This is a genomic window from Phocaeicola sp. HCN-6420, assembly GCF_037890145.1.
Lineage (GTDB): Bacteria > Bacteroidota > Bacteroidia > Bacteroidales > Bacteroidaceae > Phocaeicola.
The window spans coordinates 1-16,704 of the sequence record NZ_JBBKBJ010000025.1 but is presented as its reverse complement, the minus strand read 5'-3'; the positions used below and the strand labels follow the sequence as shown (position 1 = coordinate 16,704).

Here is a 16,704-nt window from a genome sequence, read left to right as displayed (position 1 = left end):
CATAAAAACAATACAAAAAACAATTACGTTCATTTACATCAATCCATGTTTTTAGTATGGATTGATGCAAATGTAAAAAAAATCAATTAGAAATTTTCAATATAGTACTTTTTTCATGTGTCCAAAGCGTATCAGATATCAACTTTAGATTTTTCCCGTTAACATTTACGTTTCTTTCAGACATGCCCGGTAGATATATTCCTGTTTTCCACCCTTCGTTTTGAGAATCGTAAGATAACGTTAGCGAATTAGCATCACGCTTTACAGAAAGATTTATATAATTATCTCCTACCCGCAATTTACGTAAAGCCATATTATTCCATTTTTCAGGAAGCTGAGGAGCTACAATAATTGTCTTATCAGCTGCATATGGTTCTATTCCAAAACATCCAGAAATCAGACCTGTTGCCATGCCATAAATAGTCCATGCCTGAAATGCACATCCGTAATCAGGCATCATCTCATTAATGGCACCAGGCATATTCAATCCTAAAGTATTTGCTATCATACCCAGATATTCTACGGAACTGTCTATTCTTCTATATTTAGCTTCAGCAACAGCTTGTACTCCCGTCGATATAGTCATCATTTGCTTTTTCTCAACGGCAGACAGATATGGTCCATATTCACCACAATTATATTGACGAATCTGCTTTAAGGCTTGTACACCTCTGGTATAAGGAGCTATACCACATTCCATCGGCGTATTTATAACCCAATTCTTATTAGTAAACCATCCTTTGCTATACGTAGTATCGTACGAGAGTATATTTTGACGTAATTGCTCATAAAAAGGAATAATATCTTCATTCTCACCAGACGGACTTAGCTTTGCCTGATCTATTGCTCCAGAAACAGCTTTTAAAGCCATTCCCGCAGTTCCATAAAAATCACAATAGCTGCATTGTTGTTCATCCCAAAAATCATGATTTATTTTTTCTTTTAGTTTATCAGCCTTAAGAGAAAAAGTAGTAGCGAGGCTGTCTTCTCCGAATAAAGAAGCCATCTTAGATGCTGCAACAAGGGCTTGCTGTGTATAAACAGCAACATCAATCAATTCTGCATTAAGCCCTTTTACCTCCATAATGCCATAACCTTCAGGATATAAATTATGATTTGTATCCATTGTTTCCGTTAGCCACGATATGCCTTTTTTTACATTCGGATAAAGATCATGAAGCAATTGTATATCACCTGTCCATCGATAGGCTTCCCACACAGCCATTATATAATGAGCAGTTTCTTGTGTATTTCCTTTATTTCCAACAAAACCATTATTAGACATTTCATGAATAATTTGCCCATTCCCGTTTATACGCTCAGAAACTTTATTCAATAGACGCAAAGTCGATTCAACAAGTTTCCAGTCGCCAACTCGTACCTGTCCCTGAAGGGCATAAGAATTATCACATCCAAACAACCATGGATATTCCACAGCTCCGGCACTTAAAAAATAGCCAATGGTATCGATATCAGTTTCCAGCCATCTGTTATTAATCTTAGTCCAATAAAAAGCATCTTGAATTTTCTTGTCAGGAATATCTATTTCTGCTGTTGAAAGTAATGTTTCAATAGAGTTTTTCTTCTCTAATAATTCTTTTTCGTAACTATCCAGTAATACATTACACCTTTCAACTGCATTACCAGAATTTTTTATGGAAGATGTTATGACATATCTTATTTCTTCTTGCTGACCAGGATGTAAATCTAATATTGAATAAAACTTAGCAGGTATAGCTCCTGTTAATTGACATTTTTCCCCAACTTCATATGAAGATACCTTATGGTCACATCTCCAAGCCATAAACCAATTATGCAATGAATCGCCAGCAGTAAATAACTCATTACCTTTATCCCAAATAATATAATCATTACCGTTATAAATGCCGTTTTCCTCAGAAAACCATACAGGAACAATATCTACATTTAACCCAAAACCAACAGATAATGAGATATCATGCTGGGATTTATTTGTTAAGACATAGGAAACGACTACTCCCGGTTCTTTATCAGAACTGAATTGTGTAGATGAAACATGTACCCCATCTAATACATCGCCAAAATCAAAACAGTTTTTGTGCGGAAAAACAATCATTTCCCGTGCATGCAATATTGTATCATCATTAGAGGTTATATTAGCCAATTTCATATCAAAACCATCAGCTAATTTAAACGATCCAGTCCAGATGCCCCCCATCTCCCCTTTAAGATGCTCACCTATTGCAGGAAAAGTTCCATCTTGTAAGCCGATAATTTGTGCCTTTCTACCTGCCGTTACATAAATCTTATTACTTGTCTTTTCTTTATTGGACACTCCCTGAAAACAACTTTGCCAAGGAGCTACAGCATGATTTAAATTCTTAGTACATCCACCTAACGCAAGTACAGAAATCAACAATCCTATAAGTCTATACATATAATTACCTATTATATAAAAATAAAATACCGTAACTTCCGATAAAGATATACGAAAGTTACGGTACAACAATAATTTAATAACCTGGATTCTGTTTTAAATTTGGATTAGAGTCTATTTGTACCTGAGGGATAGGGAATAAAGTACGATAGTCTTCACTAGCTTCCTTATAATCCCATGCATTTCCCCAAGTTCCAAAACGAATCTGGTCATTTCTGCGCCAGCCTTCCCAAGCAAATTCTCTTCCACGTTCTGCAAGCAAATTTTCCTCTGTCAACTTATCAAAAGCCGGTACAGGATTATGCCCGTTACGAGTTCTTACTTTATTTACTAAATCAAGTGCTTCTGTATCATTTGGATTTATCCGGAAAAGAGCTTCAGCCCGCATCATCAAAACGTCTGCATAACGCAAAATCGGCATATCATTGTTTAAGCCACGCTCAACCATTGTACCTCCTATGCCATCCATCAGATATTTTACGCCTCGTGCTCCATCCCAATGATCCGCATTATTCACCGGATCACTGCTTGTAAAATCTACAGAATAATTAAGTTGACGTTCTACCCCTTGATCATCTGTTGCCATCAGAGGATTCCCATCAGCATCTACTTGCGGACCAAACAGAAAAGCTTCCAAACGTACATCATTAGGATCATACGAATGTATGAGTGAAGGTAATGCAGCCGATCCACCCCATCCAGCCGCGAATGACCCATATTTCTCGCGGAGGTCAGAAATAGAAAACAAATAACTGATATTTTCAGGATATGTATTTTGACTATCACAGATCACAGAAAAAATAAGCTCTTTACTATTATAATTATCCCATTTAAATACATCCTTAAAATTATCTTCCAAAATATAATCCGACTTTGACATTATCTCCTGAGTCAAAGTAGCTACTTCTTGCCATTTTGCATTACCTTTTCCCAAATATACTTCTGCATTCAAATACAACTTAGCCAAAAGGGTCTTGGCAGCGTATCGGTCGTAACGTCCATACTCAGTCTTTTCTGGTAAGATATTAGCAACCTCTTTCAATTCAGATTCAACAAATTCATACAATTCTTTTCTTGTATTCTGCTTAGGAGGGTTCTGAGAATCATAAGTGGAAGTTGTTACCAATGGAACATTACCAAAATAATCCAACATCAGGAAATAGGCAAAAGCTCTCACAAAACGAGCATCGGCACGCATAACAACAACATCGGCATCAGTCGAAAAATTACTATTGTCTATCGCATCTATATAAGAATTTGAGACAGCAATAATTTTTGATACTCCTGTATAGATAGCTCCCATTTCACTATTATCAGGTGTCCAAGTATGAGAATGAACAGCTTGTATATCCCCTTTCCAGTCAGCACCTCTTGCTGGCAATATCATATCATCGGCAGAAGTTCCTGCCTTAAAGACAACTTCCGACCAAATACCTAATGTAGAATTAACTCCTGAGAGTCCATTCAAAAACTCTGACTTTTCACGGTATACAGTTTCATCTGTCAGTTTACTATTAGGAACAACATCCAAATCTGTACATGAAGCCATTGAAGTCAATATAGCAACTGCGAATATTATAATTTTTTGCATAACCAAATGAATTATTAAAAGTTAATATTTAAACCTAAAGTAAATGTACGAGCCTGCGGATAACTACAGTAATCGATACCTATTGCCTTTACATCTTTATCAGAACTTACATTATTGACTTCCGGGTCATAACCTTTATATGAAGTAATAGTAAACAGATTCTGTGCCGTTATATATATACGACCGTTTTTAATAACTTTAGGAAGTGTAAAATTATATCCAAGAGTAACATTATCCAATTTTAAGAATGAAGCATTTTCCACCCAACGAGAGGAAGCATAAACAATACCACCTCCTCCAGCTTTATAAAATTCAGCTCCTTCAATATTTGTATTTTGTCCAGGCAAACGACTACCTTGTTCCAATTCAGCGCGAGTATTATTGTAAACATCCACACCTAAATTAGAACGAAGACAGAGAGATAGATCCCAATTTTTATATTTAAAGGTATTATTAAATCCAATAATTACATCAGGAAGAGCATTTCCCAATACAGTACGCTCATCTGATTCGAAAACTTCTTTTCCATTTTCAATTCCAAGGAACTTTTGTCCATAGAAAGATCCTATTGACTCACCAACTCGTAATATTTGGGTATTTCCATATGCTCCGGCCCCACTAACAACTCCATAAACAATATCTTTATTGTTATACAGTTCAGTTACTTCATTTTTATTGTAAGCTATATTGAAATTGGTATCCCAATAAAAATCTTTTGTACTAATGACAGCCGCATCTATCGTAAATTCAAATCCCTTATTAACCATAGCTCCTACATTATCCAAATATGAAGAACTTACAGCTGGTTGAATAGCATCAATCGTTAATAGCAAGTTTGATGTTTTCTTATGATACACATCAAAAGAACCTCTGATACGATTATTCAAGAAGCCATAATCTAAACCAACATTAAATTGGGCTGTCTGCTCCCATTTCAGATCTGGATTGGCGATACCAGTAATATTATATGCAGGATAAGCAACTCCACCAAAAGAAGTTCCTTGCTTACTATCTATCGAATAGGTCTGACTATAGCGGAAATTACCAATATCCTGATTACCAGTAACACCATAACCAAGACGAAGTTTCAAATCGCTAATAGCAGATACATTTTTCAAGAACTCTTCCTGTTTGATTTTCCATGCAAATGCTCCAGAAGGGAAAGTAGCCCATCGGTTATTAACACCAAAGCGTGAAGAACCATCCCGACGTACCGTAGCTGTAAACATGTACTTATCCATCAAATTATAATTTGCACGAGCATAAAATGAAATCAACCGATTTAACTCTTCATTATTCTGTGCTTGCTGAGTTCGTGCGCCACCAACATTGTCAGCTCCTAAATTATCATTTACAAAACCTTCAGCCCGAACTGTTGAAGTATAATTATCAAATTCCTGCCATGAATAACCAGCAACAACATTCAATGCATGGATATCATTAAATGTTTTATCGAATGTAAGATAACCTTCAAACAAATAGTTAGAATAGCGATTACTTTCGGTAATAGCACGTCCTTCAACATTCTCAGCAGCCTTCGAATCAATTGGTTGATAAGCCTTACGATTGATATTATCAACATCGTACCCTACATTAATCTTACCAGACAATGTCTTAGGAATAAAAAAATAGGTGGCATCTGCACTACCGATAAAGCGATCTCCTCTCGATTTATCATACATCTGCTTTGCCATAGCTACAGGATTACGTACAGATTCTGCATATTCATTAAAAGATCCATCTTCATTATATACAGGTTCTGTTGGATTAGCTTTCAATGCATTATTAATAATACCACCATTAGAACCTCCTGTTTGTTGCTCCAAAACGTTATCTAATGTATAATAAGTGTTATTCGCATTCAAATTAAAAATCAACCGATCATCAAACATCTTATGCGTCAAATTAAAACGTAAAGAGTAACGATCCATGCCTGTTCCTATAACAATACCATTTTGATCTGAAAAATTTAACGAAGCACGATAAGATGTATTTTTATTACCATTACTGAATGTAATATTATGTTCTTCAACAAATGCTGTTCTGAAAATTTCATCCTGCCAATCTGTTGAAGCTGTACCAGTTGCATTAGGAACGTACTGACGATATTCATCAGCAGACAACACATTAATTTTATTAGATACCTGTGAGAATCCAACAGAACCAGAATAACTTAAAGAACGAACACCATCTTTACCACCTTTAGTAGTTATTATAATGACTCCGTTTGCACCACGTGATCCGTAAATAGCTGTAGCCGAAGCATCCTTCAAAACAGTCATCGATTCTATATCAGAAGCTGAAATCATGGATAAAGGATTGATTGACAAGCTACTTAAACCTGAATCCCCTCCTACATTAGTAGTTGATCTGGAATTGTCAATAGGTACACCATCAATTACATAAAGAGGTTCACTCGAAGCTGAAATAGAATTGACACCACGGATACGTACATTAGAATTAGCTCCAGGCTGACCACTTGTCGGAGTTACCTGTACACCAGCAATATGTCCTTTAAATAAAGACTCTGGAGAAGATACCACTCCTTTATTAAAATCTGTGCTTTTAATCACGTCAATAGCTCCTGTCGCATCTGACTTTTTAACAGAGCCATATCCAACAACCATCACCTCAGAAAGAGTTTGAGTATCTTCAACTAATGTAACTTCAATATTTTTCTGATTATTATTCAAAGGTATCTCTTGAGTCAAATATCCAATAAATGAAATTACTAAAACTGCATTCTGAGGTACCCCTTCAATAACAGCCTTTCCATCCAAATCTGTTATATTTCCAATAGTTGTTCCTTTGACTAAAACATTAGCACCTATTACAGGACCATTTTTATCGTTCACAACAACTGAAACTTTACGTTGTTCTTGAGAAACCTTCTCAACATCAATAGAAGTTGCCTTTTTATTTCCGAAAGCTGCAGATATAGGAACTGCTGCGCACAAAAACAATGAAACACTGATTAATATCTTTTTCATAATATATTTATTTAAAGTAGTAACATCTAAGTCTATTTAAACAAAGGGTTATCAAAGAATAATTTTATTTTATAACAAAACTTTTTTTATCGGGACCTATTCCTTTTAAAGTAAGTGACTTCCATTCAGATGGTAATATTGGATTTTTTTGGATAATGCCATTATCCGTTATTTCAAGGCCACCAAATCCAAACAAGACAACCTGCAATAATCCACCTGCACCTGTACAGAAATAAGGATTATTAGAAAATGCCGATTCTGAAAGTACTCCAAATGGAGGACGTTTGTTGGGCAGATAGCTTTCTTTAAAATATTTATATGCATTTTCCTTATCTCCCAGTTTTGCAGAAAGAATTGCCAAAATTGCATTGCCCATAGCTGGTCCATCCTCATAAATCTTCGGAGCGTAATAATCTAAATTTAAACGCATATTCTTATTATCTGAAATAATACCTAAAGGATAACTTAATAAGTTAACATCAGCTTGCTTTATAATTTCTCCATTATAAGTTTTATTTTCTTTCATCACTCCATCGTCCATATAATGGAAAGTCAAGTTTTTAGCAACTTCTTCCCATTGAGGATCATATTTTTCTCCTAATATTTTAGCTGCTTTTACAGCACACTCTAAAGCAACTTTAGCCGAACCATTCGTAAAAGCATTATCGTCGACATTGGGAGCAAATTCATTAGCACCTACTACATTATTTATAGAATAACTGCCATCTGAATTCTTTATAGAACGAGACGTCCAAAAGTCTGCAATATTTCTTAATACCTTAAAACCTTCTTTACGTAACCAGTTTATATCTTTTGTTACACGATAATAATTCCAAAATGCAATGCCAACATCTGCTGTAATATGATGCTCAAATGTACCAGTTAAACACCATGTAGGAGTGGCTTCTTCTCCGGAATCATCCGATTCCCATGGAAACATACAACCATTGTATCCATATAAAGCAGCTCTCTGAATTGCTTTATCCAATCTGTCATATCGATAGTCGACACACGAACGAGCCATTTGGGTATTAAACATCAACAAAGGAGGATACATCCATAACTCTGTATCCCAAAAAACATGACCATTATAACCTGTTACAGTAGACAATCCCATTGGAGGAATACTCAAACGTGTATTTTCTCCTGCGAAAGAATACAAATTATATAATGCCAAACGAACATCACGTTGCGCTTCATCATCTCCCTCAATAACTATATCGCTCTGCCACAATCTATTCCATTCTTTTTCATGCCCCTCAATAAAATAATCTATATCCGATTGCAAAGCAAAAACAGCCATACGTTCAGCTTCATTCTTCGGATTTACAAAATCACGTGAAGAACATACAGAGCCAATTAATGCAAAACGATATGATTTTCCTTTCTGTAGCTGAACATTAAAGCTCATAGCTTGTTGATTAGAAGCTGTATAAGAAGCATTTATAAGTGGCCTTTCTTCGTCAAACAAAAAAGCCGCACACGTTGCAAGATCCTGCATACCTGTCAAACTTTTCGCTTGCGAAGTATATACAGGAAGCTCTATCTTTCCATCTTTTAACATTTTGTAAATAGCAGAAGTTTCCTGAAGTTCACCTGGAAATACTGTAGCATTAGTCACCTCTAACATACAATCTGCTTTAGGTAACATCTCTACAACAATCATTCCCATGTATGGAAAGTTTCTAAGAGCTCTAAGTGTATATGAAATCTCAGCTTTATCTGTCTGAACTTGCGTCCGCAAATTAGCTCTTTTCATATCTAAGGTTTGAGTCCAAGAACTAATATTTTTATCGGTAATTTGCGTACCATCAATACTTAAAAGCAAATTTGTAAATAATGGTCCACGTACAATACGACTAACTCCTTCTCTATTTTCTTTATCATAGACGCCATTCATTACAATATCGGTCACTGTAAATAATTGAGAACTACTCACCAAACCAATCCTGCCGTTTCCTAAAGTAATGCCATTATAATTTTCTTTTGAAGAAGTAGAAATTGTCCATGTATCAGTTGCACCAACACTTAAGACAAAAAAAGATAAATAAAAAAGAAGAGTAATACAAAATTGTTTTTTCATACTATTTCTAGGTTAATATAACACAAAAGTTTTTACTGATTTACTTACTTATTTCTCATCATAAAAAGGTTTGATCAGCCTTGATAACATTTTAATGTAACTTAATTATCTTGCAATATTCGGGTGGCTTCTTTCCCGTATATCGATCGTTCGCAAATGTATCAGAAACAGAGATAAAACAATTTACTTTTATCATTAAAGTATATAATAAGATTCTAATAGAGTCATTTCTAACGATATAAAACCAATATTATATTTATATAATACAACAGTAAAATATTATTTATCAGATAGTTATTACAAAACAAAAGTAATATCCAATTTTACAACAAAAAACTATTGTTACCCAATATATCAATCAAAACATATTATCTTCTCTCTTCATGAACAGCATGTATATCTTATAATAATTATAGTTACGCCTACTCTATGTTCATACTTTTATCAAATAACAAATACAAAAAAAATACCTGCAGACATTTCAGTTGAAACATCTGCAGGTATTTTTCAATTCTCCCGAAGGGAGCAAAAATTATTTAGGCTGCTTTCCGATGTAAGCCAGAATACCACCGTCTACGTAAAGCACATGACCATTTACAAAATTTGAAGCATCCGAAGCAAGGAATACAGCCGGACCCATCAAGTCTTCCGGATTTCCCCAGCGTGCAGCAGGAGTCTTGGCTACGATGAAAGCATCGAACGGATGACGAGAGCCGTCTGCCTGACGTTCGCGTAAAGGAGCTGTCTGAGGAGTAGCGATGTAACCCGGGCCGATACCATTACACTGGATGTTGAATTCTCCATATTCGGATGCAATGTTGCGGGTAAGCATCTTCAAGCCACCTTTGGCTGCTGCATAAGCTGATACTGTTTCACGGCCAAGTTCACTCATCATTGAACAGATGTTGATAATCTTTCCGTGACCTTTCTTGATCATACTTGGAATAACAGCTTTTGATACGATGAACGGAGCGTTCAAGTCAACGTCGATAACCTGACGGAATTCAGCAGCAGACATCTCACACATCGGGATACGCTTGATGATACCTGCATTGTTTACCAGAATATCGATTACACCCACTTCTTTTTCAATCTGTGCAACCAATGCGTTTACCGCTTCTTCATTGGTTACGTCGCATACATAGCCACGAGCGTCAATTCCAAGTTCTTTATATGCTGCAAGACCTTTGTCTACCAGTTCCTGCTTAATATCATTGAATACAATTTTTGCACCAGCCTGTGCAAAACCAGTTGCAATAGCAAAACCGATACCGTAAGAAGCTCCTGTTACAAGAGCTACTTTTCCTTCGAGTGAAAAATTAACCATAGTTTTCTTTAGTGTTTATATTGTTAATAACTAATATCAGCATTAAAAAAGCAATTTGTTTTTCCGTTTACGAACACGGGATTAATTATTTTAATTTTCTAAGTTCACAAATATACTAATTTCTTTTTATTAGTGTGCTAATATTTCGCAAATCTTATCTTGAAAAGCACGGGCTTCCTTACCCTTTAAGACATTCTGATTGATGATAACAAAAGCAAGCATATCTCCATTGCCTGCCTTTACATATCCGGCAAGCGAACTCACTCCCGTTACTGTTCCTGTCTTGGCATGAACATTGCGATACGCTTTTCCTTGCTTCATACGATTTCTCAAAGTTCCATCAACGCCTGCTACAGGAAGAGCTTCATATAAAGGACAGAATATTTCAGCCCGCGAATAAGCATATTTAAGATATTCTATCATCAGTTCGGGAGAAATATAATTATAAAGCGACACTCCACTTCCATCTACGATACTATATTCATCAGGATTACATCCGACTTCATGCTTCATAAAATCATAAACTGCATTTTGTGCGTCTTTGAAGCCTATACCTTTTTTACCTGAACGATGAATTCCTAAATGATAAAACATTGCTTCGGCAGACAAATTGTCGCTTTTCTTTAAAGCACGTTGTAATACAGGTGTCAGCGGACGTGACAACGTGTAGAGCTCCGTAACTTCGTCTGGACATGTTCCGTAGGTAAGCGATTTTACAGCTATTCCTTTTTTGTTCAGCTTGTAGGATAATGTATGCAGAAAGAAATCCTTCGAAGAATACATATTCAGTGTCTTTGTGCACCGGTAGTTCGCATTTCCACTTACATAAATGGTATTACCGTTATTCAGCCAGTCGCGAGTAACTTTCAACTGACCTTCTTGTGGAAGATAGCTTTTCGAGAGATTACAAACTGTGTAATAATCTGATTCGGGTAACACTTCCACCTTGGGGCGCTTACCTTTTGCAGCAGGAATAACCGTGATATTGACACATCCTCTGTTTAACATAAGTGGAGACAGATAAGGCTGAAAAGATTCGGGAGTATCATCCCACGACCATCCTGTACCCCAATAAATAGAATCGGTCAATGATACATCCGCAACTAAATGACCTTGTACAGAGCGTATTCCAGAGTTATAAACAGCTTCTGCCAGCTTGTTCATATCTTCATCCATAAACTCCGGATCGAATCCACCGACCAGATATAAATCTCCTTGTAGTATGCTATCCTGTGTAACTGTTCCCGTATAGGCTATTCTTGTGTTGAATACATAATATTCGCTTAATTCAGCCAAAGCGGTAACTGATGTTATCAGTTTTTCAATGGAAGCGGGACGATAGAGCTTCTTATCTTGATAAGCATAAACTTGTTTTCCCTGAGTCAAATTGAAAACACTAATGCCAACCTCCGACGTCGCTAACAGCTTTTCGGAAGAAACCAATGCATCCAGCCGTCCGGCAAGTGTCTGTGCACCTAACGTACAGCATACGATAAAAGAGATTAATATCAGTCCGATTCGTTTCATAAATTACAATTCTCTGAATATTTCACCCACAGTAGGATGTGGAAAAACAAAATTTTTGAAATAATCTAACTTACGATGTTCTTCTACCATCATACCTCCCAAGACAATCAGTTCGGAAGCCGGATTTCCTAAAATATGAACGCCAAGTACGGTATCGGATTCATCTACCAATACTTTGAATATTCCATTTGTACCTTCATTCTCGGCTACAAAACGACCTGAATATGCCATAGGCAACTTCACTACACGATAATTTATATCTTCTGCCTGCAAACTTTCCTCTGTCTTGCCAACTGAAGCTACTTCTGGATTGGTGTAGACGACTCCTGGAATAGCTCGATAGCTCATCTCTTCAGACGCTCCTAAAATATCTTTTACTGCTATCTCTGCTTCTCTTACAGCTGTATGCGCCAATAAAGATACTCCATTCAAGTCACCGCATACATATACTCCGGAAACGGATGTACGCAAATGGGAGTCAACTCGAATATTTTTACGTTCGGTCCGTTCCAGATGCAAGTTTTCAAGTCCAAAACCTTCAGTAACCGGCCTACGACCGACACTCATCAATAACTTATCGGCACATATACTATTTGCTCCATCAGCATTTTGATAGCATACATGTATACCTTCTTCATCTTGCGACAGGCTTGTTACCTTGGCATCAAGTAAGAATTTTATGCCACGTTTTGCATATTCTGCCCGCAGAGAAGCTGCCAGCTCACGATCGATGCCATTTAATATCTCACTCATCATTTCAACCACCGTTACCTGCAATCCAAGACTTGAAAAGAAAGAAGCGAACTCCATACCGATGACTCCTCCCCCTACAATAGTAAGTGAACGGGGTAATTCTTTATTCTCGAGTGCATCCCGATGCGTCCAGTAGCTTACTTGTTCTATGCCTTCTATGGAAGGAATAACAGTCTGGCTCCCTGTACAAATTATCAGATACTCACACTCGTATGTTTCATCTGCACAGCGAACAGTATTCTTATCGACAATATAAGCCTCCCCGCTGACAATAGTTACTTGCTGTGCCGTTAGTTTCGCCTTAATGCCTAATACAAGTTTACGGACTACTTTCGCCTTGCGTGAGATAATTTTCGGCAAATCGAAAGAAGTTTCAGAAACACTTATTCCATATTTTGCAGCATGACGTCCATTGTCATATATCTTTGCCGAATACAGTAAAGTTTTGGTCGGAATGCATCCTTCATTCAAACAAACACCTCCTAAATTGTTTTTTTCAAACAAAACAACACTCAGACCAGCTTTCCCTGCGGCTTCTGCAGCTGTATATCCAGCCGGTCCTCCGCCGATAATTGCAACTTGGTATTTCATACTTATTTTATTAGATTAATAGGTTTATATTAAAGTTACTTCCAGACTTCATACTTCATCTGAGGATAATGCTCGTATAATGCATCAACAAACAGTTCCGGATCTTTCATCGGATACCATCTGTCTTCTTTTTCTGAAACAATACGCAAAACCTTACGTTGAGGATCGAGGTATACTTTGGTTATTCCCTTTAAGGTAGATTTCGAAAAGCCCAAATAGCAGATTACCCGAACTGTTCCTTTTTCATCTATCTGATATTCCTTTATTCCTCCGTACATGGAGAAAAGTATATCGAAAATGAAAAAAAGGATAAGTACCATAGTATATATCCACCATGTTCCCTGATTATAGAATAAAAATATAATAGTCAGAATAAGACTACTCACAAGTGCACTTATAAGTGTTTCACATACAAATCTTTTAACTGACTTCCGAGGTTTAAAACTTTCCATAATCATCATTTTTAGTTATTCTCTACATTTTCATCTTCCTTTTTCATTTTCTTCTCAATCCAGCGGACAAATTCACCGGCATTCTGAGGAGAAACATATACCTTATCGGATTGATGACCATTTTGGTAACTTATTTCTATCCGATGTACCGATAAAGCTGGAGCTATTGAAAATGACTTTACTTCACGCATACCTGTAATGGATTCAAGTAATATGGTTTTATTGGCAATAAAACGTCCTGTCTCAATCTGTAATTTACCATTGCCTGTAACAATATATTGAGTATGAATCAACATCTCTATTTCAAATATCATGACAACAGCCATCAACAACGTAGCTATGGTGTAGTGAAACCAGAAAAAATCGAATAACAAAAAAGCGGTAACAGCCATCAGTAACCAATACCAACTGTCTACCTTAGAATGAAATGTTCTGTCCATTATCTCTGCAAGATTTATTAATTCTTTGTGAAGATAGCAAATTATCATCGAAAATACACTTCTTGAAAAGGTTCTTTAGAAAAAAAACAAAGATAAAACGCTGTCATATCAGTTTTTTTGTAGTTTTGCAGCAATATTATACATGTTGTTATGGTAAGAAAATTCGATTTTCTCGTTATCGGTTCAGGAATTGCCGGAATGAGCTTTGCGCTAAAAGTAGCGCATAAAGGTTCGGTTGCACTGATCTGCAAAGCCGGACTGGAAGAAGCCAATACCTACTATGCACAGGGAGGAATTGCTTCTGTAACAAATCTAAAAGTGGATAATTTCGAAAAGCATATCCACGACACTATGGTGGCCGGCGACTGGATCAGTGATCCGGCAGCAGTAGAAAAGGTAGTACGTAATGCTCCTGCTCAAATTGAAGAATTAATAAAATGGGGTGTAAACTTCGATAAGAATGAAAACGGAGAATTTGACTTGCACAAAGAAGGAGGACACTCTGAATTTCGTATTCTTCATCACAAAGATAATACCGGAGCTGAAATTCAAACCAGTTTGATAGAAGCAGTAAAGCAACACCCCAATATTACGGTCTTTACTAATTTTTATGCTGTAGAAATTATTACTCAACATCATCTGGGTATCATAGTAACCCGACATACTCCAGGTATCAAATGTTTCGGAGCTTACGTATTAAATGAACAAACAGGAGAAGTTGATACGTTCCTGTCGAAAGTGACAGTTATGGCCACAGGAGGATGTGAAGCCGTTTATACCCACACAACTAATCCATTGGTTGCTACAGGCGATGGTATTGCCATGGTTTATCGTGCGAAAGGTGTTGTAAAGGATATGGAATTCATCCAGTTCCATCCAACGGCCTTGTATCATCCGGGAGATCGCCCCAGCTTCCTGATAACAGAAGCAATGAGAGGGTATGGAGCTGTATTAAGAAATCTGGGAGGTGAAGAATTCATGCAGAAATATGATCCACGTCTATCTCTTGCTCCTCGTGATATCGTAGCACGTGCTATAGATAATGAGATGAAACAAAGAGGAGAAGATCATGTTTACTTGGATGTAACGCATAAAGATCCAGAAGAAACGAAAAAACACTTCCCGAATATCTATAAAAAATGTCTTAGCCTGGGCATTGATATTACAAAAGATTATATTCCAGTTGCACCTGCAGCTCATTACTTGTGTGGCGGTATAAAAGTTGACTTAGATGGACAATCTAGTATCAAACGTTTGTATGCCATTGGAGAATGCTCTTGCACCGGTCTGCATGGTGGAAACCGATTGGCATCTAATTCACTTATTGAAGCCATTGTATACGCAGATTCTGCCGCAAAGCATGCATTGAGTGTACTCGACCGCTATGATTTCAATGAAGATGTTCCTGAATGGAATGCAGAAGGTACTATCAGTAATGAAGAACGAATTCTGATAACTCAAAGCATGAAAGAAGTAAACCAGATAATGGAAGCATATGTAGGCATTGTACGAAGCAATTTACGTTTGGTACGTGCTTGGAATCGTTTGGATATCTTATATGAAGAAACAGAACGTCTATTCAAACGTGTAAAAGCATCCAGAGAAATTTGTGAACTGCGTAATATGATTAATGTAGGTTATCTGATTACTCGACAGGCTATGGAACGTAAAGAAAGTCGTGGCTTACACTATACAATCGATTATCCGCATCCTGCAAAAAAGGAAGGCGAACAATAAATACCTCATTCACTAATGTGGTAATATAAAAAATGAGCTCAGATAAAACTGAGCTCATTTTTTATATACTTATATAATCCACTTTTCCCCAAAAATACAATTGATAATGTCCTCTTTCTATCATATATCCTTCCTTCATACGATAAATATCAAGAAGCCTTTAATAAGGATATATTTACTAAACATTCGGCTGCTAAGTTACGTTTGAAATCTTATATTTCACTTATTTTCTTAAGTAATCAACTTTCTGATTTAATATTTTAAGATTGGATACTATTTCAGTATATATTTTTAGAGCAGACTCAAATACAACTTTGAGTTAATATCTTGAGAATAAGAACATAGTAATAAAAGCATTAATATTATGGTACCCAATTATAATATTAAAAACAGCTATTACTATGTTCTCTGAGTTTAAAGTTACAAAGATTTTTGATATAGCCAGATAATTTTTGCAAAAAATTTGCATCAATATAAAAATATATAATTAAAAGTAAGTGCTATAAAGATTTGTAATGATTCTATTTGAATTCCATACTAATACTGCATATTTCTTATACAAAAAGCCTATTTTTGTATATTCTTACAACTATTTTCTTACTTCAATTCTTATCGTATATAATGTTAACCTCATATTAGGGTTCAAAATAAAAGAACTTAATAAAACTACAGTTCCTAGGGGTAGATCCACTTATATTTGATAATCTAAATAAAACATATATAAATGAAATCATCACGCTTTAAATCCTCGTAGCAGAAGGAACTCTTTCTTCCGTGCCTCCGCCGGGGCAGAGAAA

General features: G+C 36.3%; 10 protein-coding genes. 1 reads left to right on the top strand and 9 read right to left on the bottom strand.

All coding sequences use genetic code 11. From position 1 onward, the window contains the following. Positions 1-82: 82 nt before the first annotated feature. The 9 genes from WKT12_RS12825 to WKT12_RS12785 form a co-directional block, all read right to left on the bottom strand. On the bottom strand, positions 83-2,416 hold the full coding sequence (locus WKT12_RS12825) for an alpha-L-rhamnosidase-related protein (protein ID WP_340319924.1): 2,334 nt from the start codon (positions 2,414-2,416) through the stop codon (positions 83-85). 76 nt (positions 2,417-2,492) lie between these two features. Further along, complete coding sequence (locus WKT12_RS12820) at positions 2,493-3,965, bottom strand: RagB/SusD family nutrient uptake outer membrane protein (protein WP_340319923.1); 1,473 nt, start codon at positions 3,963-3,965, stop codon at positions 2,493-2,495. Positions 3,966-4,021: 56 nt separating this feature from the next. Continuing rightward, complete coding sequence (locus WKT12_RS12815; protein ID WP_340319922.1) at positions 4,022-6,997, bottom strand: SusC/RagA family TonB-linked outer membrane protein; 2,976 nt, start codon at positions 6,995-6,997, stop codon at positions 4,022-4,024. A 64-nt stretch (positions 6,998-7,061) separates the two neighbouring features. Next, on the bottom strand, positions 7,062-9,080 hold the full coding sequence (locus tag WKT12_RS12810; protein ID WP_340319921.1) for a glycoside hydrolase family 65 protein: 2,019 nt from the start codon (positions 9,078-9,080) through the stop codon (positions 7,062-7,064). Between the two features lie 532 nt (positions 9,081-9,612). After that, positions 9,613-10,407 (bottom strand): gluconate 5-dehydrogenase, encoded by a 795-nt coding sequence (locus WKT12_RS12805; protein WP_021971622.1) that lies wholly within the window; start codon positions 10,405-10,407, stop codon positions 9,613-9,615. A gap of 129 nt (positions 10,408-10,536) precedes the next feature. Continuing rightward, positions 10,537-11,934: a D-alanyl-D-alanine carboxypeptidase/D-alanyl-D-alanine endopeptidase gene (dacB, locus tag WKT12_RS12800; protein ID WP_340319920.1), complete on the bottom strand. Its 1,398-nt coding sequence runs from the start codon at positions 11,932-11,934 to the stop codon at positions 10,537-10,539. 3 nt (positions 11,935-11,937) lie between these two features. After that, on the bottom strand, positions 11,938-13,278 hold the full coding sequence (gene lpdA, locus WKT12_RS12795) for a dihydrolipoyl dehydrogenase (RefSeq protein ID WP_340319919.1): 1,341 nt from the start codon (positions 13,276-13,278) through the stop codon (positions 11,938-11,940). Between the two features lie 35 nt (positions 13,279-13,313). Next, on the bottom strand, positions 13,314-13,664 hold the full coding sequence (locus WKT12_RS12790; protein WP_340319918.1) for a hypothetical protein: 351 nt from the start codon (positions 13,662-13,664) through the stop codon (positions 13,314-13,316). A gap of 77 nt (positions 13,665-13,741) precedes the next feature. Continuing rightward, positions 13,742-14,170: a PH domain-containing protein gene (locus WKT12_RS12785; protein WP_021971618.1), complete on the bottom strand. Its 429-nt coding sequence runs from the start codon at positions 14,168-14,170 to the stop codon at positions 13,742-13,744. Between the two features lie 150 nt (positions 14,171-14,320). Here WKT12_RS12785 and nadB point away from each other — a divergent pair, with 150 nt between their 5' ends. Further along, entirely contained in the window at positions 14,321-15,907 is a 1,587-nt protein-coding gene (gene nadB, locus WKT12_RS12780; protein ID WP_021971617.1) for an L-aspartate oxidase, read from the top strand. Positions 15,908-16,704: the final 797 nt, after the last annotated feature.

Coding starts and splice junctions, on each gene's coding strand:
- WKT12_RS12815 (WP_340319922.1), bottom strand. CDS start 6,997: ATGAAAAAGATATTAATCAGTGTTTCATTGTTTTTGTGCGCAGCAGTT.
- WKT12_RS12825 (WP_340319924.1), bottom strand. CDS start 2,416: ATGTATAGACTTATAGGATTGTTGATTTCTGTACTTGCGTTAGGTGGA.
- WKT12_RS12785 (WP_021971618.1), bottom strand. CDS start 14,170: ATGGACAGAACATTTCATTCTAAGGTAGACAGTTGGTATTGGTTACTG.
- lpdA (WP_340319919.1), bottom strand. CDS start 13,278: ATGAAATACCAAGTTGCAATTATCGGCGGAGGACCGGCTGGATATACA.
- nadB (WP_021971617.1), top strand. CDS start 14,321: ATGGTAAGAAAATTCGATTTTCTCGTTATCGGTTCAGGAATTGCCGGA.
- dacB (WP_340319920.1), bottom strand. CDS start 11,934: ATGAAACGAATCGGACTGATATTAATCTCTTTTATCGTATGCTGTACG.
- WKT12_RS12810 (WP_340319921.1), bottom strand. CDS start 9,080: ATGAAAAAACAATTTTGTATTACTCTTCTTTTTTATTTATCTTTTTTT.
- WKT12_RS12820 (WP_340319923.1), bottom strand. CDS start 3,965: ATGGCTTCATGTACAGATTTGGATGTTGTTCCTAATAGTAAACTGACA.
- WKT12_RS12805 (WP_021971622.1), bottom strand. CDS start 10,407: ATGGTTAATTTTTCACTCGAAGGAAAAGTAGCTCTTGTAACAGGAGCT.